Origin of the sequence: Lacrimispora sp. (assembly GCF_032078915.1) — a bacterium.
Taxonomy (GTDB): domain Bacteria; phylum Bacillota; class Clostridia; order Lachnospirales; family Lachnospiraceae; genus Lacrimispora.
Window position 1 is genome coordinate 1 of sequence record NZ_DAMAUN010000096.1, and the last position, 21,856, is coordinate 21,856.

Annotated in this window: 18 protein-coding genes; 14 read left to right on the top strand and 4 right to left on the bottom strand. The window is 41.5% G+C overall.

Features of this window, described 5'->3' with window-relative positions:
• From RT269_RS25295 to RT269_RS25310, 4 genes are all read left to right on the top strand, one after another.
• Positions 1 to 1,006 (top strand): substrate-binding domain-containing protein (locus RT269_RS25295; protein WP_313186823.1); only part of this gene is annotated, 1,006 nt, incomplete at its 5' end.
• Between the two features lie 153 nt (positions 1,007 to 1,159).
• A complete protein-coding gene (locus tag RT269_RS25300; protein WP_313186825.1) occupies positions 1,160 to 2,653 on the top strand; it encodes a sugar ABC transporter ATP-binding protein in 1,494 nt (497 codons plus the stop codon).
• 18 nt (positions 2,654 to 2,671) lie between these two features.
• Positions 2,672 to 3,688, top strand: a complete 1,017-nt coding sequence (locus tag RT269_RS25305) for an ABC transporter permease (protein WP_313186852.1) — start codon at positions 2,672 to 2,674, stop codon at positions 3,686 to 3,688.
• A 76-nt stretch (positions 3,689 to 3,764) separates the two neighbouring features.
• Positions 3,765 to 4,907 carry an ABC transporter substrate-binding protein gene (locus RT269_RS25310; protein ID WP_313186827.1) on the top strand — a complete coding sequence of 381 codons (1,143 nt, stop codon included), beginning with the start codon at positions 3,765 to 3,767 and terminating at the stop codon, positions 4,905 to 4,907.
• Positions 4,908 to 5,164: 257 nt separating this feature from the next.
• On the opposite strand, the gene RT269_RS25315 is transcribed toward RT269_RS25310, so the two are convergent.
• Together RT269_RS25315 and RT269_RS25320 are read right to left on the bottom strand one after the other, a co-directional pair.
• Positions 5,165 to 5,842: an OmpA/MotB family protein gene (locus RT269_RS25315; protein ID WP_313186828.1), complete on the bottom strand. Its 678-nt coding sequence runs from the start codon at positions 5,840 to 5,842 to the stop codon at positions 5,165 to 5,167.
• A 10-nt stretch (positions 5,843 to 5,852) separates the two neighbouring features.
• Positions 5,853 to 6,665: a motility protein A gene (locus RT269_RS25320; RefSeq protein WP_313186829.1), complete on the bottom strand. Its 813-nt coding sequence runs from the start codon at positions 6,663 to 6,665 to the stop codon at positions 5,853 to 5,855.
• Between the two features lie 469 nt (positions 6,666 to 7,134).
• Between RT269_RS25320 and RT269_RS25325 the strand changes: the two genes are divergently transcribed.
• The 6 genes from RT269_RS25325 (at position 7,135) to RT269_RS25350 (ending at position 13,074) form a co-directional block, all read left to right on the top strand.
• Positions 7,135 to 8,652 (top strand): VanW family protein, encoded by a 1,518-nt coding sequence (locus RT269_RS25325; RefSeq protein WP_313186831.1) that lies wholly within the window; start codon positions 7,135 to 7,137, stop codon positions 8,650 to 8,652.
• A gap of 224 nt (positions 8,653 to 8,876) precedes the next feature.
• Positions 8,877 to 9,338 carry a MarR family winged helix-turn-helix transcriptional regulator gene (locus RT269_RS25330; protein WP_313186833.1) on the top strand — a complete coding sequence of 154 codons (462 nt, stop codon included), beginning with the start codon at positions 8,877 to 8,879 and terminating at the stop codon, positions 9,336 to 9,338.
• Entirely contained in the window at positions 9,331 to 10,476 is a 1,146-nt protein-coding gene (locus RT269_RS25335; protein WP_313186835.1) for an MFS transporter, read from the top strand. Before RT269_RS25330 ends, RT269_RS25335 begins: the two co-directional genes overlap by 8 nt.
• A gap of 149 nt (positions 10,477 to 10,625) precedes the next feature.
• Positions 10,626 to 11,057 (top strand): VOC family protein, encoded by a 432-nt coding sequence (locus RT269_RS25340; RefSeq protein ID WP_313186837.1) that lies wholly within the window; start codon positions 10,626 to 10,628, stop codon positions 11,055 to 11,057.
• Positions 11,058 to 11,181: 124 nt separating this feature from the next.
• Complete coding sequence (locus RT269_RS25345) at positions 11,182 to 11,454, top strand: CPCC family cysteine-rich protein (protein ID WP_313186838.1); 273 nt, start codon at positions 11,182 to 11,184, stop codon at positions 11,452 to 11,454.
• A 360-nt stretch (positions 11,455 to 11,814) separates the two neighbouring features.
• Complete coding sequence (locus RT269_RS25350; protein WP_313186840.1) at positions 11,815 to 13,074, top strand: cytochrome P450; 1,260 nt, start codon at positions 11,815 to 11,817, stop codon at positions 13,072 to 13,074.
• Between the two features lie 206 nt (positions 13,075 to 13,280).
• Here the strand turns inward: RT269_RS25350 and RT269_RS25355 are convergent, their stop codons facing one another.
• Together RT269_RS25355 and RT269_RS25360 are read right to left on the bottom strand one after the other, a co-directional pair.
• Positions 13,281 to 13,970, bottom strand: a complete 690-nt coding sequence (locus RT269_RS25355; RefSeq protein ID WP_313186842.1) for a response regulator transcription factor — start codon at positions 13,968 to 13,970, stop codon at positions 13,281 to 13,283.
• A 1-nt stretch (position 13,971) separates the two neighbouring features.
• Positions 13,972 to 15,444, bottom strand: a complete 1,473-nt coding sequence (locus RT269_RS25360; RefSeq protein WP_313186844.1) for a HAMP domain-containing sensor histidine kinase — start codon at positions 15,442 to 15,444, stop codon at positions 13,972 to 13,974.
• 334 nt (positions 15,445 to 15,778) lie between these two features.
• On the opposite strand from RT269_RS25360, the gene RT269_RS25365 reads away from it, so the two are divergent.
• From RT269_RS25365 to RT269_RS25380, 4 genes are all read left to right on the top strand, one after another.
• A complete protein-coding gene (locus RT269_RS25365; RefSeq protein WP_313186845.1) occupies positions 15,779 to 18,082 on the top strand; it encodes an HAD-IC family P-type ATPase in 2,304 nt (767 codons plus the stop codon).
• 58 nt (positions 18,083 to 18,140) lie between these two features.
• A complete protein-coding gene (locus RT269_RS25370) occupies positions 18,141 to 18,509 on the top strand; it encodes a hypothetical protein (protein WP_313186846.1) in 369 nt (122 codons plus the stop codon).
• A 522-nt stretch (positions 18,510 to 19,031) separates the two neighbouring features.
• A complete protein-coding gene (locus tag RT269_RS25375; protein WP_313186848.1) occupies positions 19,032 to 20,510 on the top strand; it encodes an Lsa family ABC-F type ribosomal protection protein in 1,479 nt (492 codons plus the stop codon).
• Between the two features lie 161 nt (positions 20,511 to 20,671).
• A complete protein-coding gene (locus RT269_RS25380) occupies positions 20,672 to 21,703 on the top strand; it encodes a Cfr family 23S rRNA (adenine(2503)-C(8))-methyltransferase (protein ID WP_313186850.1) in 1,032 nt (343 codons plus the stop codon).
• Positions 21,704 to 21,856 lie beyond the last annotated feature (153 nt).

Consider the following 21,856-nt stretch of genomic DNA (forward strand, 5'->3'; position numbering starts at 1 on the left):
CACGGTAATTAAGCTGGGAGCGTACCTGCTTTTGCTGGGAGCAGTCTTTGGAATCTGCTATCAGCTTTATGAAACGACCGGGGAAAAGGCCGGGCCAAAGATTATTCTGATTCCCAAAAAGATTGACGAGAGCAACGAATTCTGGTCCTCTGTTATAGCGGGAGCCCAGGTTGCGTCAAAAGAGTATAACGTAGAATTAAGCCTGGTGGCTCCGGAAACGGAATCGGATGTAGAAGGGCAGAACCGGCTGATACTGGAGGCGGCGAGGAGAAGGCCGGATGCGATTTTAGTCAGTCCCTGCTCCTATGAGGGAACTACCTCCAGCATCAGACAGGCGGTAAATCAGGGAGTTAAAGTTATTCTCATTGATTCCAATATCAATGAAAGTTTGTCTATTCCTCTTGTTGCCACGGACAATGTGGAAATTGGAAGAAGGCTGGGGGAGTATATGAAGGAACTTCTTCCGGAGAACCCTAAAATCGGTCTGGTAGGACATGTAAAAGGCAGCTCTACAGCCATAGACCGGGAGAAGGGAATACGGGAAGGCCTGGGAAAAGAAGCTGATGCCATTGAAGAAGTGGTGTTCTGTGATTCTATCTATCAGGAGGCCTATGATGTAACCTTGCAGCTTATAAAAAGGCACCCTGAAATCAATATTATAGCCGGATTCAATGAGTATTCCTCGCTCGGTGCCGCCAGCGCAGTACGGGATTCAGGGCTTAAAGGTAAGGTTAAAACCTTTGGAATTGATAGTTCCGTATCTCAGATTCAGCTTCTGGAATCCGGTGTATATCAGGCCCTGGCTATTCAGAATCCGTTTAATATGGGGTATCTGGGGATTGAAGAGGCAGTTAAACGCATAGAAGGAGGAAAAAACGATCTGTTTTTAAACTCTGGATCCAAGCTGGTTACTGTGGGGGATATCTATACCGAAGATAATGAAAAGCTGCTGTTTCCTTTTCTGGGAAGCAGGGCAACGAAAAAAGAAGAAATCAACAGCCAATAGAATAAAGAAGGAAAAGAACCTTTCAAAAAGGGTTAAAAGACTTGAAAAAGTAATATTTTAACCTATTTTGGGAGGTTTTTCGATTTTTTTAAAACCCTTATCCTGATATACTGATGCAAGATCAAAGAGACGGAGAGGAACGGAGGGAGATCAGTGGGAGAGGTTATTTTGACCATGAAGGATATTGATAAATCCTTTGCAGGGGTTTATGCGCTGAAAAAGGCCGGTCTGGAACTAAAGCGGGGAGAGGTTCATGCTCTTATGGGAGAGAACGGCGCAGGAAAATCCACGTTAATGAAAATATTGACCGGCATTTACGGCAGAGACGGGGGAATTATTAGCTTTGAAGGACAGGAAGTTCAGTTTAAAAACCCAAAGGAGGCCCAGGACGCAGGAATCGTGATCGTTCATCAGGAGTTAAATATGATGAATCATCTGACCGTCGCCCAGAACATCTTTATCGGAAGAGAGAGGATGAATGGAAGGCTTGTAGATGACAAAAGGATGGCAGAGGATGCATCAGAGCTCTTCCGTAAGCTGAATATTAAAATAGATCCAAGGGAAAATATGGGGCGTCTGACGGTAGGGCGGCAGCAGATGTGTGAAATAGCAAAGGCTATTTCCACAGAGGCTAAGGTAATTGTATTCGATGAACCGACGGCGGCCCTGACGGAGTCTGAAATCAGTGAGCTGTTCAAAATCATCCGGGACCTGCGTGACAAAGGAATCGGAATTATATACATATCCCACCGGATGGATGAGATCAACCAGATCACGGACCGTGTTACCGTCATGCGTGACGGCGAATATGTGGGGACCCTGATTACTGAGGACTGTACGAAGGATGATATCATCCGCATGATGGTGGGGCGGACTGTTTATGAGGCGCCCAAGACAAAAAGCAGCGTGCCGGAGGAGGCTCCGGTGGTTCTTAAGGTGGAGAACTTAAATGTAGGAAGAGCCGTAAAGGATTTAAGCTTCGAACTTTATAAGGGGGAGATTCTGGGCTTTTCCGGGCTTATGGGAGCTGGACGCACGGAGACTGCCAGGGCCATTTTCGGAGCGGATAAAAAGGATAGCGGAGAAATTTTTGTCAATGGAAAAAAGGTGGATATCCGTTCTCCTAAAGATGCGGTTAAGGCCGGAATCGGCTATTTATCTGAGGATCGGAAACGGTATGGTGTTATCGTGGAAAAGTCGGTGGTGGTAAATACCACAATGTCTTCTGTAAAGCAGTTTACCAGAGGGCTGTTTCTTGACAACAAGGCGGAGGTAAGGACAGCGGAGAAGTACGTGAAAGCCTTGAAGACCAAGACTCCTTCTGTGCATCAGCAGGTAAGAAATTTATCCGGAGGGAACCAGCAGAAAGTGGTTATTGCCAAATGGCTCACCAGGGACTGTGAAATCCTGATCTTTGATGAGCCAACCAGAGGGATCGATGTAGGTGCGAAAAGTGAAATCTACACGCTGATGAACGAGCTGGTCAAACAGGGAAAATCAATTATCATGATTTCCTCAGAGCTGACCGAGGTTCTTCGGATGAGTGACCGTATTCTGGTAATGTGTGAGGGGCGCAAGACGGGAGAAATAAACATTGATGAGGCGACCCAGGAAAAGATCATGCATGCTGCTACCATAAGAAATTAACTAGGAGGAATTATGAAAATGGAAGACAAAAACAATCAGGCCAAAAAAGACCATGGAAGTCTGCTTCAGGCAATTGGTACTCAAAAATTAGTAGCAATTATCGCATTAGTTGTGTTATTCCTGTTTTTCTGGTTTTTTGGAGAAAATTTTGCAAAATACAGCACCATTATCAGTATCCTGGATTCTTCTTATTATATCGGATTCATGGCAATCGGTGTGACCTTTGTCATCATTACCGGTGGTATTGATTTATCCATAGGAACCTCCTGTATCTGCTGCTCTCTTATAACGGGTACCCTGTTTACCAAGGCTGGATTGCCTATGCCAGTGTGCGTGGTTCTTGCTGTTCTTCTGGGAGGATTATTCGGGCTGGCTAACGGAATTATGGTATCGGTTATGAAGCTCCCGGCTTTTATCGCCACATTGGGAACGATGATGATTACCAGAGGCTTAGGCTCTATTGTCACCAATACCGCTACTGTAACCTTCCCGCAGGCAACGGCTTCCGGAGGAGCCTTTCGAAGCCTTTTTAAGCTGAAGGCGCCGGGGCTTCCCCAGGCAGGAATACCAACAGGCTTTCTCTTGCTTATCATTCTGGCTGTGGCTATGGCTGTTCTTCTGAATAAAACACGTCCGGGCCGCTACATTCTGTCTTTGGGAAGCAATAAGGAGGCCACACGGCTGTCCGGAGTGGATGTGATGAAATATGAAACTCTGGCCTTTGTCATCAGTGGATTATTTGCCGGTCTGGCAGGGGTATCCTATGCGGCCGTATATTCTACTCTGATGCCAGGTACGGGAAACGGTTTTGAGCTGGATGCCATTGCAGGAGTTGTTATCGGCGGAACCAGCCTGGCGGGCGGTGTAGGCTCCATTGCAGGAACTCTGATTGGCGTATTTATCATGGCTGTTTTAAAAACCGGTCTTCCTTTTATAGGGGTACAGCCTCATTACCAGCTTTTAATCACCGGATTTGTTCTTGTGATAGCAGTCTTTGTGGATGTGCTGAACCGGAGAAAGCAGGGAAAGGCTTAAAGGGATTTCATTTATTATTAAATAATCTTCCGTTAAAAGCGGGAAATTATAAAAAAATTATAAGGGAGGTTTTCAAATGAAACAAAATCGTTTACTTGGTGCATTCCTATGCGCGGCAATGACTTCTGCAATGCTGATTGGATGTTCCGGAGAGACAAAGGCTCCGGCACCTGCTTCTACAGAGGCTCCGGCCACGAAGGAAGAGGCTGCCACAACCGAAAGTCCGAAGGCAGCGGAGGGCGGAACGATCGATTACAGCAGTATTTCGGTGGAGATCGTGGCAAAGGGATTTCAGCATGATTTTTGGAAGGCAGTTAAGATGGGTTCAGAGCAGGCGGCAAAGGAATTAGGCTTAAAATCCACCAATTTTGTAGGGCCGGCCAATGAAAGCGCCGTAGCTGAGCAGATTGAGCAGTTAAACAATGCGGTTAATAAACAACCCAGCGCCATCTGTCTGGCAGCCCTTGATACCCAGTCTTCTATGGATGCCATTTCCAATGCCCAGGCGGCAGGCATCCCTATCGTAGGCTTTGACTCCGGTGTTCCGGATGCGCCTAAAGGCTCTATTGTAGCAAATGCGGCAACGGATAATTATGTGGCAGGAGGTCTGGCAGCTGAAAAAATGTACGACATCATCAAGGAAAAGGTAACAGATCCCGCCCGGGTGGTAAGAATCGGTGTGGTTTCTCAGGATGCCACCTCCCAGTCTATTGGAGAGAGAACCGGAGGCTTTATCGACAAAATGCGCACCCTGATCGGGGAAAGCGACTGTGCGGTGGAAGGACATGATAAGTATAACGTAAAGGCTGACGGTGCAAAGGTGATTATTGATGTGGGAATTCCGGCAACCGTGGATGACGCAGCCTGTGTAATCGTGGCCAGCACGCTGCTAAATAAGAACGATCTGATTGCCATTTATGCTTCCAATGAGTTTACGGCAAAGAATTTGGTGACTGCCAATGAAAGCCTTCAGAAGCTGGGACCGGATAACGTGATCGGTGTAGGGTTTGATTCCGGCTCCATTCAGCTTGACGCCGTAAAGGCCGGGATCCTGGCAGGCTCCATTACCCAGAATCCGGTACAAATCGGCTATCAGGCGGTTATGCTGGCAGCAAAGGCGGCAACTGGACAACCGGTTAACGATATAGACACAGGCTGTCTATGGTATGACGCCTCAAATATGGACTCAGCAGAAGTAGCACCATGTTTGTATAAATAAAACATAATTTAAGAGAAAAGAAAGCCGTTTCCAGTTCCTATTTATAGGAAGTTTGGAAATGGCTTTCTTATCATTCTACGCAAAGCACCATTGCGTAGTAAAAAATTAAAGGCCATAGACTCCTGCATATGTGGATAGCCTATGGCCTTTTGATTTATGGGGATATCAATTTTGTATTATCTTGTATATTTTCTGCCCCTTTGCAATTACTCTATTAGTTTGATAACAATGCTTACAGATGTATCTCAAATCTGCGTTTAATCGTTTGTTCCCTCTATAAAAAAGTCCACCCGCCTGTTCTTTCTTTTGCCTTCGCTGGTAGAGTTATCTTCGACAGGATAATATTCGCTGTAGCCTATGGCGGAGAATTTTTTCGCTTCAATTCCGGAGGTATCCAGAAGCCACTTAAGAACGTTAACGGCACGGCTTGTTGAAAGCTCCCAGTTGCTGTCATAGAGATAGGTATTAATTGGACGGTTATCCGTATGGCCTTCTATCCTGACCATTTTAAAGGAGTCCTGGTATGTTACCAATATTTCGGAAATTTTCTGAAGCACAGGTTCTGCAGCCTCATTGATTTCGGCCCTTCCCGAATCAAAGAATACGGAAGCCGCAACGCGTAACAAGATCCGTTCGTTCCCCAGCTTTGTAACGCTCAATTCATCGGTAAGCTGTTCTTCCTCTATATATGCTTTAATGTATTCATAGAGCTTGTTGAACTCTTCTGCATTCGATACGAAATTGTTTTGCTGCTGTATTGCAGCCGCTTCTTTTTCTCTTTTGTTTTCCTGAATCGTAAGTGCTTGATTCATCATGGCAAATGCAAATAAAATTACGAAAATAGCAAGCAAATCAGTCATTAAATCGCTGTAGCTGTCCTGCCAACTTGCCTCATCCTCCTCATATTCCTCTTCGATCCGATGGAATCTGCCCATAACTAGCCAGTCACCTCCTTAATTTAAAACGAGATTTCGGTTTTTCAGCCACTTCCCCTTCCGTATCCAGGGCTATATTTGCAAACGCCTGCAATTCTTCTCTGATAAGCCTTGGGTTTTTCCCCTGCTGTATGCCAGCCAGTCCCTCGATCAACAGCTCTCTTCTTGTTTCTTCTTCTTTATTCATAAATTTCAGCCTTTTAGCCAGAGGAGAAAAGATGACGTAGGCGACAAAAGCTCCGTAAAAAGAAGAAACCAGTTCCAGCGCCATCATTGGGCCCAGCGTACTTGCATCATCCAGATTATTCAGCATGGGGATAAGGCCCACATAGGTTCCAAGAAGCCCCAGTGCAGGAGCAGTAGCCGCTATCATATCCAGCATTGCGGCGCCCTTTTGATGCCGCTGTTTCATGAAATAGGTCGAACCTTCCAATAAATTTCTTAACTGATCTTCATCCGCGCCATCAATGATATATTGAATTCCCATCTTCAAGAATGCATCATCAGTTAAATCATCAATATGATTATCAAGAGCCAGAAGCCCATCCTTCCGGGATATTTCAGCACATCTGACTAAAGAAGCAATATCCTTTTTTAGGTCAAAATGTGATTTTGAAAATGCTTTTTTAATTACAGTTCCTATGGTTTTAAGCCTTTGAGGTGGAAAAGCCATTATAGTGGCTCCTATGGTTCCACCGAAAATAATAAATGCCGAGGGCACATTCCAAAATAGTTCTGCATGACCAGATACAAATACAGATCCGACAATCAGAGATGCACCAAATACAAGTCCGATCAATGTTGAGTTTGTAAATTTAAACATTGAAAACCTCCTAACAGTAATTTTCAGAAGTATAAACCTCTTTGGTATTTTGCATGACAATCTTATATCGGTTGATTAAACATAGGATTTAATGGCAGTTAAGAGATCAAATGTTTTCTTTATGCTATCTTTATATTATTGCTGGAATTAATTTCCTTTTTAAGATCAAATGCCTTTTTTATGAAGACAAATTTTGTTATGAAATCTTCCCGGAACCCTTGACACCAGATAGTGTAAATGATATAGTTACAGTTATAAACTGTAACTGATAAAAGTACAGAATCAAAAAACTTTGCATTGCAAAAGAGATACAGCATTAGGTTTTTCATTGATAAGAGTGTAGGAACGATGCCCTGATGGTTCTAGGCGTGGGTTGGAATTGCATTTGGCAATGCAAGCGGAAAGCTTTCCGAGGATATTATGAAAAGCATCATTGAGCAGACGATGAAAGGAGAGCGGAATTGAATCTATGGGTAAGTACAGGGAAAGAAGAAGAAAAATAAAAAGAAACAGAAATATAGCAGTGGGTGTGCTGCTCTTAGCAGCTCTGTCAGCAGGAGGCTACCTGTATTCCAGGGCCGGTTCCGACAGCCTGCAGTCAGTAGGAGCGGCAGAAAAGGGAACTACCGAGAACCTGACGGATAAAATCCTTTCCGCAGCCCGGGTGGGACAGACAGACTTGACCGGGCTTACGGTAATGGAGGCAGAAGATACCCTGAAGGAGCGTTACCAGTGGGAGCTGATAGTCAGTGACGGTAAGGATTCGGTTTTATTGGACAATCTCATAGAATCACAGCTTCAGGCGATTATAAAACAATTGGAGGAAACGCCCCCGGATCAGACGCAGCAGTATGAAATTGATTATGAGGCCTTAAGAGAGCCATTTATCAGTCAGGCGGCTTCGCTTGCAGAACGTTGGAACAAAAGCGCAGTCAACTCCGAACTGGAGTCTTTTAATAAGACAACCGAGGCTTTCGTGTATACAAAAGAACAGAACGGCCGGGTCCTGGATCGGGAAAAGCTGGTGGAGCAGCTGATGGACGCGGTAAAATCAGAGAATTACCAGGCTGAAATCATGGCAGGATTTACGGAAACAACTCCTGAAAGGACTCAGGCCCAGGCAAAGGAGAAGTATGAGGTCGTCGGAACCTTTACAACGACGACGACGGATAATAAAAACAGAAATCAAAATATCCGTCTGGCAGTAGATTCTCTCAATGGACTAATTCTTAAGCCGGGAGAAAAATTTTCCTTTAACAATACAACAGGGAACCGTACAAAGGAAAAAGGATATCAGCCCGCCGGTGCATACCGGAACGGAGTCCTGATTGAAGAACCGGGCGGAGGCGTGTGCCAGGTGTCCACTACCCTGTATCATGCCATTATTGAAGTCGGTTTTAAAACCACAGAGCGCAATGCCCACAGCTTTGCACCGTCCTATGTGGAAAAGGGACAGGATGCCATGGTCAGCTTTGACGGCTATGCAGGTCCGGATTTAAAATTTATAAATACCAGCGGTCATACTATGGCGGTCCGTGCTGCACTGGACGGGAAAAGCTTAAAGATTTCTCTGGTAGGGCTTCCTATTCTTGAGGCCGGGGTGAAAGTGACAATCCGATCCGAGAAGGTTCGTGATTTGGAGCCGCTGGAGCCTGTATACGAAGAAAACCCTGCATTGCCCTATGGAACGGAAAAAGTAGTCGATAAGGGCACCACCGGGGCTGTTTACAAAAGCTACCGGGTGTATAAAAAGGGAGATACGGTGATAAAGGAAGAGCCGCTTCATAATAGTACTTATAAAGGGAAACCTGCAGTCATTAATCGGAATACCACGGTTCCTCCAGCAGAAACCGAGTCCCAGACGTCTCCGGAGACACAGCCGCAGACCACGGAAGTGCAAGAAAATTCTGAGATCGGACCTGGGGTTGGAGGTTCTGAGACTTCTGTTCCGGAGACGGACATACCGGTGGTTCCAGCAGCAGAATAAGATATGGAAAAAAGGTACTTCAAACGTTTTATAAACGGTTGGAGTGCCTTTTTTTGTGAATCTGCCGCTGTCAGTTGATAAAGCCTGGTTCTTTTCGGAATGGAATGCAACAAGAGTAAATGCAACAGCACCCAGTTATAAAAATTAGTTGCAAAGGAAACTAATGTGTGTTAAATTAGAGATAGTTTCCTTTGCAACTATATTAAGAGAGGTGATTAACTCATATGGAAAAGAACATTAACATAGGACAGATGAATGCCGCAATCTATCGCAATATACAAATTCTGCTTAGTAGTACTTTAACTGATTTAGATATAAAAAATGGACAATATGACTTTTTCCTTGTTATTTCTTTGAGAGAAGGTCTGTCACAAAAAGAATTAAGTGAACATTTGCACATAAGTAAATCTACTACCGCAAAAGCAGTGAAAAACCTAACTGAAAAGGGGTATGTCATAAGACAAAAAGACGAAGAGGATGGCCGGTTAGAGCATTTGTACCTAACTGAAAAAGGGCGGGAAAAATCTCCTTTTGTTCAGAGTATATTTCAGAAAATTATTGAAGTATCCACAAGAGAGCTATCTCAGACTGAAATTACACAACTCCTGACTCTCATGCAGAAGGTCTTGAATAATATTATTTCTGAGAATATGCTACTATCAGAGAAAGAGTACGAAAATGAATAAAACAAAGCTCTGGACAAGAAATCTAGTTATCATAACATTGGTAAACTTCTTTATGTTTTTTTCATTTCAGTTATTTCCTTCAGCGTTACCGCCTTATTTGAAATCACTTGGAGCGAATGACAGTGTTTTGGGATGGCTGCAAGGAATCATGACAATTGCCACATTACTTATTCGTCCCTTTGCCGGCATTGCATTGGATAAATACGGGCGAAAATGGATTTTTGTTATGGGATTAATCGGTATGCTATTAACAACAACGGCGTATTGGTTTTTTCCTTTGATCGAAATGATCATAGTCATCAGATGCGTACACGGAATGGTTTGGGGAATAGCCAATACAGCATGCAGCACGACAGCTTCTGATAACATACAAAAAGAACGTTTTTCTGAGGGTATGGGATATTTTAGCCTTGCGAGCAGTATTGCTATGGCTCTTGCTCCGGCGATTTCCCTGTCGCTTGGAATGCAGAATAATATTATACTGGCAGCTGCATTTTTAATAATTGCTATTTCTTTAATATTTATTATGAATTTTAATAACCGGCCTGCTGTTCAAAGTTCAATGACTAAAAGACCATCTTTGTATGCGAAAGAAGCTGCTTTACCATCCGTTGTTATATTTTTAATTATGATTACATGGGGGGCGATCATTACCTTTTTAGCGCTGTATGGAGTGCAAAAATCCATTTCAGGTACAGGAGCTTTTTTTACGGTATATGCTATAAGTATGCTAATTACCCGCCCATTCTTTGGAAAGCTCGTTGACCGCAGGGGCTTTGGCATGGGTGTCTGGTCGGGGGTACTTCTTATACCGATCGCATTACTGTTGCTTTCGGTAAGCAGCAGCTTAATTACTATCCTGATCTGTGCGGTGATCTATGGTACCGGCATAGGTGCAGCGCAATCCAGTTTACAGACAATGGCAATTATTAAAGTCCCTAAGGAAAGAACTGGTGCCGCAAATGCCACATTTTTTACAGGCTTTGATGGTGGAATCGGAGCCGGAGCAGTTTTAGCAGGAATCATATCTACTTTTGCAGGATATGAGACGATGTTCGCATTGATGGCTATATTCCCATTTTTAGCGGGGATCCTTTATTTTATTGATTTAAGACTTAAAAGGAGAACGGAAAAGTAGTATAATTACTTATAGCAGGAAGATCAATGGTTCTAATGTGGTGTAGTTGCTTAGAGAGTAATATAGAGGTCTATGCAATACTCTCTGAATAATCAAATAAAGCAAAAGGCAAACGTGAAAAATCATATCTCATGAAGGGAGGTATCAATGTGAAAATAGGATATGGACTGTATGTCAAAAACAGCGTGGAGGCTGTAGAACTATATAAGGAAGTATTCGGGTTGGAGTTGGGGTATCATGTGAAAAACCCAGACGGAACATATTTTCATTCAGAGCTCTATAAAAACGGCGAAGAAATTCTTTCTGTTGTTGAAGCGGCAAATAATGATATCAAGGAGCATACGGTACAGTTGGGTGTTACGTTTGATGATGAAACAGAAGTGAAAAAAGCGTATGCACTCCTTAGCAAGGGAGGAATAACAAAAACACCCATCGGGCCATTACCATGGAGCCCATGCGCTGCCGAAGTGATAGATAAATTTGGTGTTTGGTGGTATATCACAGCCCCGCAGCATCAGCCGCCCGATGATTATGACGCAAATGCTCCTTGGGATTCGAGCATGTATAAAAAGCCTGAATAGAATAAGCATAATGCGGGTTCATTTTCTTTTAGCAGATGAACTATATAAATAATTTGGATTTGAGTATTAGGCTCCAAAGTCTGTTGGTATGGTGAAAAAAATATTATTGGAGGAAAAAGAGAAATTGAAAAAGTTTTTGGCATCGAGATATAAATGCCCATGCTGCGATTGTTATACATATCCTGTTCCTGTAAAAGAGGATGTTGGTTTCATTTGCCCTGTATGCTTCTGGGAAAATGATGCTTTTATTTCTTCGGAAAATGAGCCAAGTGATTGTAATCATGGATTAACAATTCTGGAAGGGCGCAGCAATTATAAAAAATATGGTGCTTGTGAGGAGACGATGTTATCAAATGTCCGTTCTCCGAAAGAATGCGAGATAACAGGTACAGAATAGCGGAAATTTTAGGTCCTGGACAGAAAAAATCCTATAGTGGGCGGCTGCCATTTAACAACCTTTTGTTGTTAAATGGTAACCGCCTTTTAAATATATCATTGCTCCCAGAGACCATGGAGCCTATGGCATGAGGAGGCTTAGATGAAAACTGAAAATACAATGTTGATTAGTTAATGATGTTTAAACATTATTTCTTTTTAAACTGAGAATTCTTTATCAGTAACCATTGCTTTCATTGTAAAGAAACAGTGCATTAAGGCCTGTTTTCTATGAATATTTATCGATAATGGAGCGATAATAAATCAAAAAGTATTTACAATGTTAAATAAAATTATAATAGAAGCTGAAGGTTGAGAAGAAATGGAAGTTAAAGAAAGAATTGTGCAGGATAAAGGCTTAGATCACACTTTCAAATTATTGGAAGAAGGATATCTTTTTATTAAAAACAGAATGGATCTTTATAAATGCAATATATTCGAAACCCATATCATGGGAGAAAAAGCAATTTGCATAAGTGGAGAAGAAGCATGTGAAATTTTTTATAATGAAGAGTTATTTCAACGAAAAGGTGCAATGCCGAAGAGAATACAAAAAACACTGATTGGAGTTAATGCCATTCAGGGGATGGATCATAAAGCACATATTCAGCGAAAACTATTTTTTATGTCGTTAATGACTGAGGTTCATCAAAAGGAACTTGCGGAGCTTTTTGAGAAAAAAATGGAAGCTTCCGTTCATAATTGGGTCGATATGGAAGAAGTTGTACTTTTTTGCGAAGCTAAAAATGTTATATGCAAGATAGCATGTTTCTGGACCGGAGTTCCATTGCCGGAATCTGATGTAGAAAGCAGGGCAGATGATTTTTGTGCTATGGTTGATGGATTGGGCGGAGTTGGACCCAGATACTGGAAAGGAAAGGCGGCACGAAATAGAACCGAGGAATGGATAAGAGGAATAATAGACGATGTGAGACAAGAGAAGCTGATCGTAAACGATGATTCCGCACTTCATTTAATGGCTTTTCACAGGGAGCCTGATGGCAGCTTAATGGAGTTACAGATGGCTGCAAAAGAACTTATAAACGTAATAAGACCTATTGTTGCTATTTCAACATACATTACTTTTACAACTTTAGCAATGTATGAACATCCTGAGTGTCATGAAGAACTGATGCGTGGTGACAACAATTATTTTGAAATGTTTGTGCAGGAGGTTCGCCGTTACTATCCGTTTACCCCATTTTTAGGAGCAAGGGTACACAAAGACTTTGTCTGGAATCAGTATGAATTTAAAAAAGGAGTACTTGTATTACTTGATGTTTATGGGATGAATCATGATTCTAAAATATGGAGTGATCCTGATGAGTTTCGTCCGGAGCGCTTTAAAGAACAAAAAGACCGGACATTTAGTTTTATCCCACAAGGTGGTGGCGATCCAGGTAAGGGGCATCGCTGTCCCGGTGAAGGTATTACGATTGAAATGATGAAAACAGGTTTAAACTTTCTTGTTAATAAAGTTGACTTTGAAGTTCCAGAACAAGACTTAAGCTACAGCCTTTCTAGAATTCCTACTTTGCCTGAAAGCGGATTTATTATGAAAAACATTAGAAAGAAATTTTAGTTATTATATGAAAAGATTCTTGATCATAAGTCGGACGGCAGTTATAAAAAGTTTTTATAGCATACAAAAAAATGATCCACCATAAAATGTGCCTCAAATGTTATAGGGATGTCTAACATTTGAGACACATTTTTTTATAGTTTATTCAATGAATTTTCCAATGCTCTTTTGCTTATGTCCATATTCGGCTTGCTTGCCCATCTCAATTACGCCTTAAGCCGGTACCCCGCCCCCCGCACCGTCTGGATATACAGGGGATTGCCTGGATCTTCCTCTATTTTGTCCCTCAGCCGGTTGATGTGGACGGCAACAGTGGCATTATCGCCCATGGCCTCCATACCCCAGATACGCTCATAAAGCGTTTCCCGGTTGAAGACCACATCTTCGTTGAGTGCCATAAACAGTAAAAGCTCATATTCCTTGTTTTTCAGTTCGATTTCAAGGTCATTCACATAGACCCTGCGAGTATCGGTGTTTATGCGGATATTACCAAAGGTAATCTGTATCGGCGCGGTCCTATCTGTTTTCTTCAATCTGGCATATTGTGCCAAGTGCGCCTTGACCCTTGCTACCAGCACACTGGGAGAAAAAGGCTTCTCAATGTAATCATCCGCACCGAGTCCGAGTCCGCGTATCTTATCAATATCCTCCCAACGGGCCGTGACCATCAGGATGGGAATGTCCAGTGTCTCCCGCAGCTTGCGGCAGATAGTAAAGCCGTCAATACCGGGAAGCATTAGATCAAGCAGGATCAGATCGTAGCAGCCCTGTAATGCTTTTTCCAATCCGATATTTCCATTCGTCGCAATTTCCACCTCAAAATTATGGATCTCAAGGTAATCCCGTTCAATTGCTGCGATCGCTGTATCATCTTCTATAATCAGTATTCTTTCCATATTATTCCTCCGCTTTTGGCAGCCAAATTACAATTTCCAAGCCACCGTTTTTGCCAGCTTTTGCTTCAATCGTTCCATTCATGCGTTGTATTCCATTGGCGGCGATAGCAAGGCCAAGACCGCTGCCGCGATGAGGATTCTGCCGGGATTTATCGCTGCGATAAAACACTTCGAACAGGTGGGGCAGTGCCTCATTTGGAACACCGGGTCCGTCATCACAAAGGGAAAGGCAGTATCCGCCGTTTTCCTCCCAAAGGGAGATGGTCAGAGTACCTGTATCCTTCGTTTTATACTTAGCGCTGTTCTCCATAATGTTGGTCATCACACGCCGAAGCTGGTCCGGGTCAGCCAACACCGCAGCCGGAACAAGAGCATTGGCGGATAAAACCAGTCCCTTTTCCTCATACTCTGTCCCTAATGCCCGAATGAACTGCCGTACTTCATCGTCAAGCCGTAGGAGCTCCGGGTTATCTGGGTATTCACCCAGTTCCATCTTGGAGAACAGGAAAATCTTGGACAGCATACGGTCGATGTCTTCTGCTTTGCTTTTGATGATTTCTAAATATCCTTTTTGGGTTTCCGGTGTTTTGGCAATACCATCCAGAAGCCCTTCCACATAGGCGCGTATAGAAGTTAATGGACTGCGCAGGTCATGGGAGATACCGGCCAGCAGTTCCTTGCGGCTTTGCTCATGCTGGTCAGTCAGCTCTACCGAAGCTTTGAGTCTTGCGGCCATTTCATTGAAATCGGCACAGATAGGTGCGAACTCGTCTTGACAATCATATTCAATGCGGTGCTCTAAATTTCCATCGCTGATCTGCCTCACGCCGTCAGAAAGAATGTTCAGCGGCTGTTCGATTTTCTGGAACACAAACTTAGTGAGAAATCGGTTTGTAAGTAGTATGGAGAAGAGTATGGCAATCAAAAGAATAACCGCCAATAGTACTAGAACAACTTTCAGGATACTGTAGGATAGCTTTGAAGGGCTGGCAAAAATGGCGATTCTGTAAACGGCGCCGTTATTTTCGACTTGCTGAACATACAGCTCACGAGTCCCGTTGGAAACAAAGCCTTTTCCTCCCAATATCGCTTCAGCTTCCATCAGAATTCCATCTGCTTCGGTTGCACTCCCATACTGATAGAGAGTTTTACCGGAAGAATCCACAGATAACACTATGGAGTTTTTGTCCAATATCCCGCTGATCCCGGCCAGATCCTCCGCAAGGTTTGCGTATTTTTCTCCTTGCAGGGATTTCTCGACGATCATGGAAATGGCCCGGCTGGCCTTATAAAAGTCTTCGCTGTCATTAAAACCAAGGCCCGAGCCAGATGTGACGACAAACCAGAGAATACCAGCACAAACAATTCCAATAAATGAAGTGATTACTACCGGTACAATGATCATCAGAATATTGGAAATAACAAGTCGTTTTTTTATTGTTATATTTTTATTAAATATTGCTTTTATTTTCATATAAAACACCGCCTTGTAAACAATATTTAAAAGTATAGCATAATTTTTTTTATTAGTCTTTAACCCTGCAAAAACAATTAAAAAATATTTGCTGCTTTATTATATCGCATAAAAAGTAGTTTTGCCAAATCAGGGAAACTGTTTAGTTTATGAAGAGTTTAACTTCAATTTAACTGGACTTTATGTTTAGATAATATAACTTATCTGAACTGGCGTCGCAAGTGGAGATAAAAGGGCTGATGTTCAGCCTGTTCATCCGATGATCGAGAGTGGTTTACGATCGATGATATGGTTAATATACGGAAAATAAGACTGGATATAAATGGAGGAAAATATGGAGGCACCAATACAAGGTCTGTCTGCGCAGGAAGTAATGGATCGCAAAGAACGGGGAGATTTGGGAAAACCGCCAGGTTCCATTACAAAAACCAAAGCGCAGATATTTAAAGAAAATATTTTTACATTATTCAATTTGCTCAATTTTATAATTGCGGCATTGCTTTTCGCTGTCGGTGCTTATTCCAATATGATTTTTATTGTCATTATTATAATCAATATTGTGATCGGGATTGCACAGGAACTAAAAGCAAAAAAGTTGATAGACGAGCTGTCGATCTTAAACCGGCCAAAGGCAAAGTTGGTAAGAGACGGCAAAGAGATTGTCGTTGAAACCGAGGAAATCGTTATAGATGATGTGATGGTACTGGAAAGCGGACATCAAATCTGCAATGACGGGATTGTGCTTGGCGGTACGGCAGAAGTTAATGAATCGCTGCTAACCGGTGAGAGTGATGCCATATTAAAGACAGAGGGCAGCGAGCTTTATTCCGGAAGCTTTGTCGTTACTGGAAAATGTTATGCGAAAACAACGCACGTTGGCAGTGAAAATTATGCCGTGAAGCTCATGGAGGAAACAAAAAAGGCAAAGAGAGTGTCGTCTGAATTGCTGGGCTCCATGAAACAAGTGACCCGCTTTACAAGCTTTCTCATTGTGCCGTTGGGGATCCTATTGTTCCTTGAGGCAATCATCCTCAGGCAGGTATTGGTTTCGGATGCTGTGGTATCTTCTTCGGCGGCACTTTTGGGAATGCTGCCCAAAGGATTGGTGCTCCTGATTGCCGTTTCGCTTGCAAACGGTGTTATCCGTCTGGCAAACATGAAGATTCTGGTTCAGAATATCTATTCCCTGGAGACACTGGCGCATGTGGATGTTCTGTGCCTTGATAAAACGGGAACCATCACAGACGGTAAGATGAAGGTTAAGGAAGTGCTTCCGTTAAGGGATTTTCCGAATGAAAAACTGTCGCCGCTGATTCAGTCTTATCTTGCTGCGAGCGATGATAATAACGCAACCTTTCAGGCTCTTCAAGAGCATTTTGGAACAAATTCCGTGTACCAGCAGACATATAAAATTCCTTTTTCCTCCCTTCGGAAGTGGGGGGCGGTCAGCTTTAACACTGCCGGAACAGTATTCATCGGTGCGGCTGAGCGGATTGTGAACGTTTTGCCTGCGGATGTAGAGCGCCAGATTGAAATGGGCTGCCGTGCTGTTGTAATAGGCTTTTACGATGGTGAATGGCAAAATGAAGGGGAACTGCCGGATGAGATTGAACCGCTGTGCGCCGTTATTTTAGAAGATAGCATTCGAAAAGGCACTGCAAAAACACTGGAGTATTTTCGCAAAGAAGGCGTCGACGTAAAAGTTATTTCCGGTGATCATATCAAAACGGTGTCTGTAATCGCGAAGAAAGCAGGATTAAAGGAATGGGATAATGCAGTCGATCTGTCCTCTTTTGGAGAAGATACGGATTATGACAGCATATGCATGAAATATACTGTATTCGCCCGGGTGACACCGAAACAAAAGCAGCTGCTTGTGATGGCTATGAAGCGCGCAGGACATCAGGTGGCGATGACTGGCGATGGTGTGAATGATCTTTTGGCCCTTAGGGAAGCAGATTGTTCAATCGCAATAGCCGAAGGCAGTGATGCCAGCCGCCAGATTTCACAGATCGTTTTGTTGGACTCAGATTTTGCAAATCTGCCCCAGGTGGTGCTGGAAGGAAGAAAAGTGATTAATAATGTGACCAGAACAGCAGGGGTATTCTTTATTAAGACGATCTATTCTTTGCTGCTGTCCATTTTCTTCCTGCTGTTTAATATGCCTTTTCCGTTTATTCCAATTCAAATTACGCTGATTGACGCTTTTATCGAAGCGTATCCATCGTTTCTGACAATATTTGAATCAAATACAAAGAGAGTCCGCAGCTCTTTTTTAAGGACAGCATTGGCAAATGCAGCACCGTTTGCGCTGACAATTACAGCTGGAATCATTTTTATCAGCCTTACCTTACCATTTGATACACAGCAAAGGCAGACGATTATGTACATGCTTTTAATTCTGGTATCTATGCTGTCGGTTATTAAAAGTTGTATTCCTTTTACAAAGCTGCGTGTGTTTATTTGTGTTACAATGGTATTTGGGGCATTTGGGGCGCTGTGGATACTGCCCCAGTTGTTTGAAATTTCTGCTATAACTACGGCGATGTTATCTTATATAGGGAAAGCGTTTGTGGGACTCTTGCTGTTTTTGACAATTTTGATCTGTATAACCCTCAAAATTGAGAAGCATGATTGAGAAGCATGAGAACCTCGGCTAAATTCCAGCCTGACGCTAACCTTACGAGGAGAAATACATGGAAAATTATTCACAAAAAGAGCTGGATGCTGCATTACAGCTCATATTTACAACCATAAAAAATTGTGAAAAAATGCAATTAAAATTTGCAGAGGGTACATCACAGCATTCTCTTTTAAAGAATAGAATTAAGGCGTTGTATATTTCAAGAGCTTTAATAGAAAAAGATAGTAATATAGGGATATATACTAAAACAGATTTAATAAAAGCATTACCGCCTGTTCTATCAATCATAAGTAAAACTGAGAAGGCTCAAATTAAATATGACAAAGAAACAATTCAGTACAGGCGATTTACCCCTATCATACATGCAATGAATATTTCCAAAGACTTTATAGAGAACGAGATATCGAATCGAACGCCGTAAATCTTGCTAATAAAAGTTGCTGGTTATACTGTCGGGGTATGAATTTGATGTGGGCATATAAGAAATAGATTTTCATGAGTCATTCTTTATTGACTTTTCAAGCAAATAATAGTACAATAATAAAAAATAATTTGAGGTGAAAAAATGATTAATATTTCTTGCTGATTTTTACAGTACACTTAATACAAAGCGAAACAGGGCTGTCCTGTTTGTTTTGTTGTACTCATGCAAGAAAGTTATTCTTTTTTCTCTTAGTTTATATACTTGTGTTTTGCTATAATTTTTAGCTTAACTGCGTATATTTATGAGCTGTAAGAATAATTAATTCTTGCAGCTCTTATTTTTTATAAAATTCCATAAGGAGGATCAATAAATTATGATAGATACAGACACTTTGATAACACATGTTAATATCCATATAGAGTCGGATACTGCAGGCGGCACATATATGGAGTAATAATAAGGTCGCCTATTGTTCCGACTTTGTTATTTATTTGATTAAATTCAGAGGAGGACAAATATATGTCTTTAATAAATGTAGCAAACTTAACCTTTGCTTATGAAGGTAGTTATGATAATATTTTTGAAAATGTAAGCTTTCAGATTGATACCGATTGGAAATTAGGCTTTACCGGAAGAAATGGCAGAGGGAAAACTACTTTTCTAAATCTTTTGCTGGGGAAATACGAATACAGCGGAAGCATTTCAGCAAATGTGACGTTTGAATATTTTCCTTATGAAGTGCGGGAACAAAGTAATTTCACCATAGATATCATAAGGGAAATCAGTCCAAATTCAGAGGATTGGGAGATCGTTAAAGAATTGTCATTGTTGGATATGGACTATGACACTTTATATAGGCAGTTTTATACACTGTCGAAAGGAGAGCAGACGAAAGCACTGTTGGCTGCCATGTTTTTGAAGGAGAAATCCTTCTTACTGATCGATGAGCCAACCAACCATTTGGATGCTGAAGCCAGGAAAAAACTGAGTGATTACTTGAAAAAGAAGAAAGGATTTATTCTGATTTCCCATGACCGGTCTTTTTTAGACAATTGTGTAGATCATATCTTGTCTATTAATAAAACGAATATTGAAATACAAAAGGGAAATTTTTCTTCATGGTGGAGAAACAAGGAATTACAAGATAATTTTGAGCTGGCAGAAAATGAAAAATTAAAAAAGGATATTAACAGACTTTCCAGCTCCGCGAAACGGACATCCACCTGGTCAGATAGCGTTGAAAGCAGTAAGTATGGAACCACTAATTCCGGCAGCAAATTAGATAAGGGATATGTTGGACATAAAGCTGCAAAAATGATGAAGCGTGCTAAAAATATAGAAACCAGACAACAAAACATGATAGAGGAAAAGTCAAAGCTTCTTAAAAATATTGAATCAAATGAAAGCTTAAAATTAGCACCGTCTGCGTTCCATGATAAAAGGCTGGTAGAGCTTACCGATGTTGCAATTAATTATGATGATAAAATTGTCTGTGAAGGAATAAGTTTCACCATTGAGCAAGGTGATAAAATTGCTGTTCAAGGAAAGAACGGCAGTGGAAAATCAAGTATATTGAAAATGATTTATGGTGATGACATCCCTCATAGTGGAACTGTAAGAAAGAACAACAAACTAATCATTTCCTATGTCTCACAAGATACTTCAGATTTATATGGTGATTTATCTGAGTATGCGGATAAGAACGGTATTGACGAGAGCTTATTTAAATCCATGCTTAGAAAGCTTGATTTTTCAAGAGAACAGTTTGAAAAGCAGATCGAGGATTTTAGCGGAGGACAGAAGAAAAAGGTATTGATTGCTAAAAGTCTGTGTGAACGGGCACATTTATATATTTGGGACGAACCATTGAACTTTATTGATGTCATTTCCCGTATGCAGATTGAGAAATTGTTAATAGAACATGAACTGACAATTTTGTTTGTCGAGCATGACAGAACGTTTTGTGAAAATGTGGCAACAAAAACTATTAAATTGTAAAGTAGAAAAGGAAATTAGTATGTTTAAAGAGTTAATAATAGCAACACACAATAGGCTCCATGCAAAGCCGGATGTTTTGGGCGACGCTTGCATGGAGTAATATAAGTCGCTAATCATACTGGCTTTGCTTCCTAACGATTAAAAGTGAGGAGGAAGCCTGCGTGAAACAGACAAAAACAAAATATAAAATAATGAAACAAATAGTATCAGATTTAAAATTACCTGATTATAGATACAAACAGATCGTAAATGCTATTTTTCATCAAAGAATAGATAATTTTGATAATATGCAGATACTGCCAAAAGCGTTAAGGATGGCGTTAGTAAATGAGTTTGGAAATCGTGTATCAAGTGTAAAACCTGTTTTTATACAAGATTCCAAACAAGCTGAAAAATTACTGTTTGAATTAATGGATGGAGAAAAAATAGAAGCTGTTGGACTAAAATATAAGCAGGGGTGGGAATCGTTTTGTATATCTACCCAATGCGGCTGTGGTTTTGGCTGCCGCTTTTGTGCGACCGGAAGTGCTGGTTTTAAACGTAATCTTACGGCTGATGAGATAACGGACCAATTACTTTATTTCCTTTTTAATTCTCATCAACTCAATAGTGTTTCGTTTATGGGAATGGGTGAGGCTCTTGCAAATCCGGAGTTATTTGACGCAATAAAAATTTTATCGGATCAAAGTTTATTTGGGTTAGGGCAGCGAAGAATTACTGTCTCAACAATTGGCATAATACCGGGGATTCAAAGATTGACCAGAGAATTTCCACAAGTGAATCTGACTTTTTCCCTTCATTCACCATTTGATAAACAACGAAACGATTTAATGCCTATAAATAAACGATTTCCATTGAATGAAGTAATGAAAACATTAGATGAACATATCATTCATACGGGCCGGCGGGTGTTTATTGCTTATATTATGCTTGAAGGAATTAATGATACCAAAGATCATGCAGAAGCAGTTGTCAGTTTATTGAAAAGCCGCGGTTCATGGGGACATTTATATCACATTGATCTAATCCCTTATAATTCTACGGACAAAACAATTTTTAAATTTCAATCTTCTAGTGCTATCAGGCAATTTGGCGGTATCCTAAAGAAGGCCGGTATAAGCGTAACTATCAGAACGCAATTTGGTTCTGAAATTAGTGCTGCATGCGGACAGCTGCATTATGAAAATGAATGATGATGCCAGGCACAAATTTTATGCCAAGCGCCTACACTTATGATTTGTTCATAAGCCAATAGTAGAAAACAAGGTACAGGAATAATAATCTGTACCTTGTTTTTTTGTAGTGTGCCCAGCGGGCGCACGTTCTAATGGGTGAAAGTCCCTAGT

What these genes read in the sequence shown, in the direction of transcription:
- RT269_RS25305 (WP_313186852.1), top strand. Translation starts at nt 2,672, where the DNA reads ATGGAAGACAAAAACAATCAGGCCAAAAAAGACCATGGAAGTCTGCTT.
- RT269_RS25310 (WP_313186827.1), top strand. Translation starts at nt 3,765, where the DNA reads ATGAAACAAAATCGTTTACTTGGTGCATTCCTATGCGCGGCAATGACT.
- RT269_RS25315 (WP_313186828.1), bottom strand. Translation starts at nt 5,842, where the DNA reads ATGGGCAGATTCCATCGGATCGAAGAGGAATATGAGGAGGATGAGGCA.
- RT269_RS25320 (WP_313186829.1), bottom strand. Translation starts at nt 6,665, where the DNA reads ATGTTTAAATTTACAAACTCAACATTGATCGGACTTGTATTTGGTGCA.
- RT269_RS25325 (WP_313186831.1), top strand. Translation starts at nt 7,135, where the DNA reads ATGGGTAAGTACAGGGAAAGAAGAAGAAAAATAAAAAGAAACAGAAAT.
- RT269_RS25330 (WP_313186833.1), top strand. Translation starts at nt 8,877, where the DNA reads ATGGAAAAGAACATTAACATAGGACAGATGAATGCCGCAATCTATCGC.
- RT269_RS25335 (WP_313186835.1), top strand. Translation starts at nt 9,331, where the DNA reads ATGAATAAAACAAAGCTCTGGACAAGAAATCTAGTTATCATAACATTG.
- RT269_RS25350 (WP_313186840.1), top strand. Translation starts at nt 11,815, where the DNA reads ATGGAAGTTAAAGAAAGAATTGTGCAGGATAAAGGCTTAGATCACACT.
- RT269_RS25355 (WP_313186842.1), bottom strand. Translation starts at nt 13,970, where the DNA reads ATGGAAAGAATACTGATTATAGAAGATGATACAGCGATCGCAGCAATT.
- RT269_RS25360 (WP_313186844.1), bottom strand. Translation starts at nt 15,444, where the DNA reads ATGAAAATAAAAGCAATATTTAATAAAAATATAACAATAAAAAAACGA.
- RT269_RS25365 (WP_313186845.1), top strand. Translation starts at nt 15,779, where the DNA reads ATGGAGGCACCAATACAAGGTCTGTCTGCGCAGGAAGTAATGGATCGC.
- RT269_RS25370 (WP_313186846.1), top strand. Translation starts at nt 18,141, where the DNA reads ATGGAAAATTATTCACAAAAAGAGCTGGATGCTGCATTACAGCTCATA.
- RT269_RS25375 (WP_313186848.1), top strand. Translation starts at nt 19,032, where the DNA reads ATGTCTTTAATAAATGTAGCAAACTTAACCTTTGCTTATGAAGGTAGT.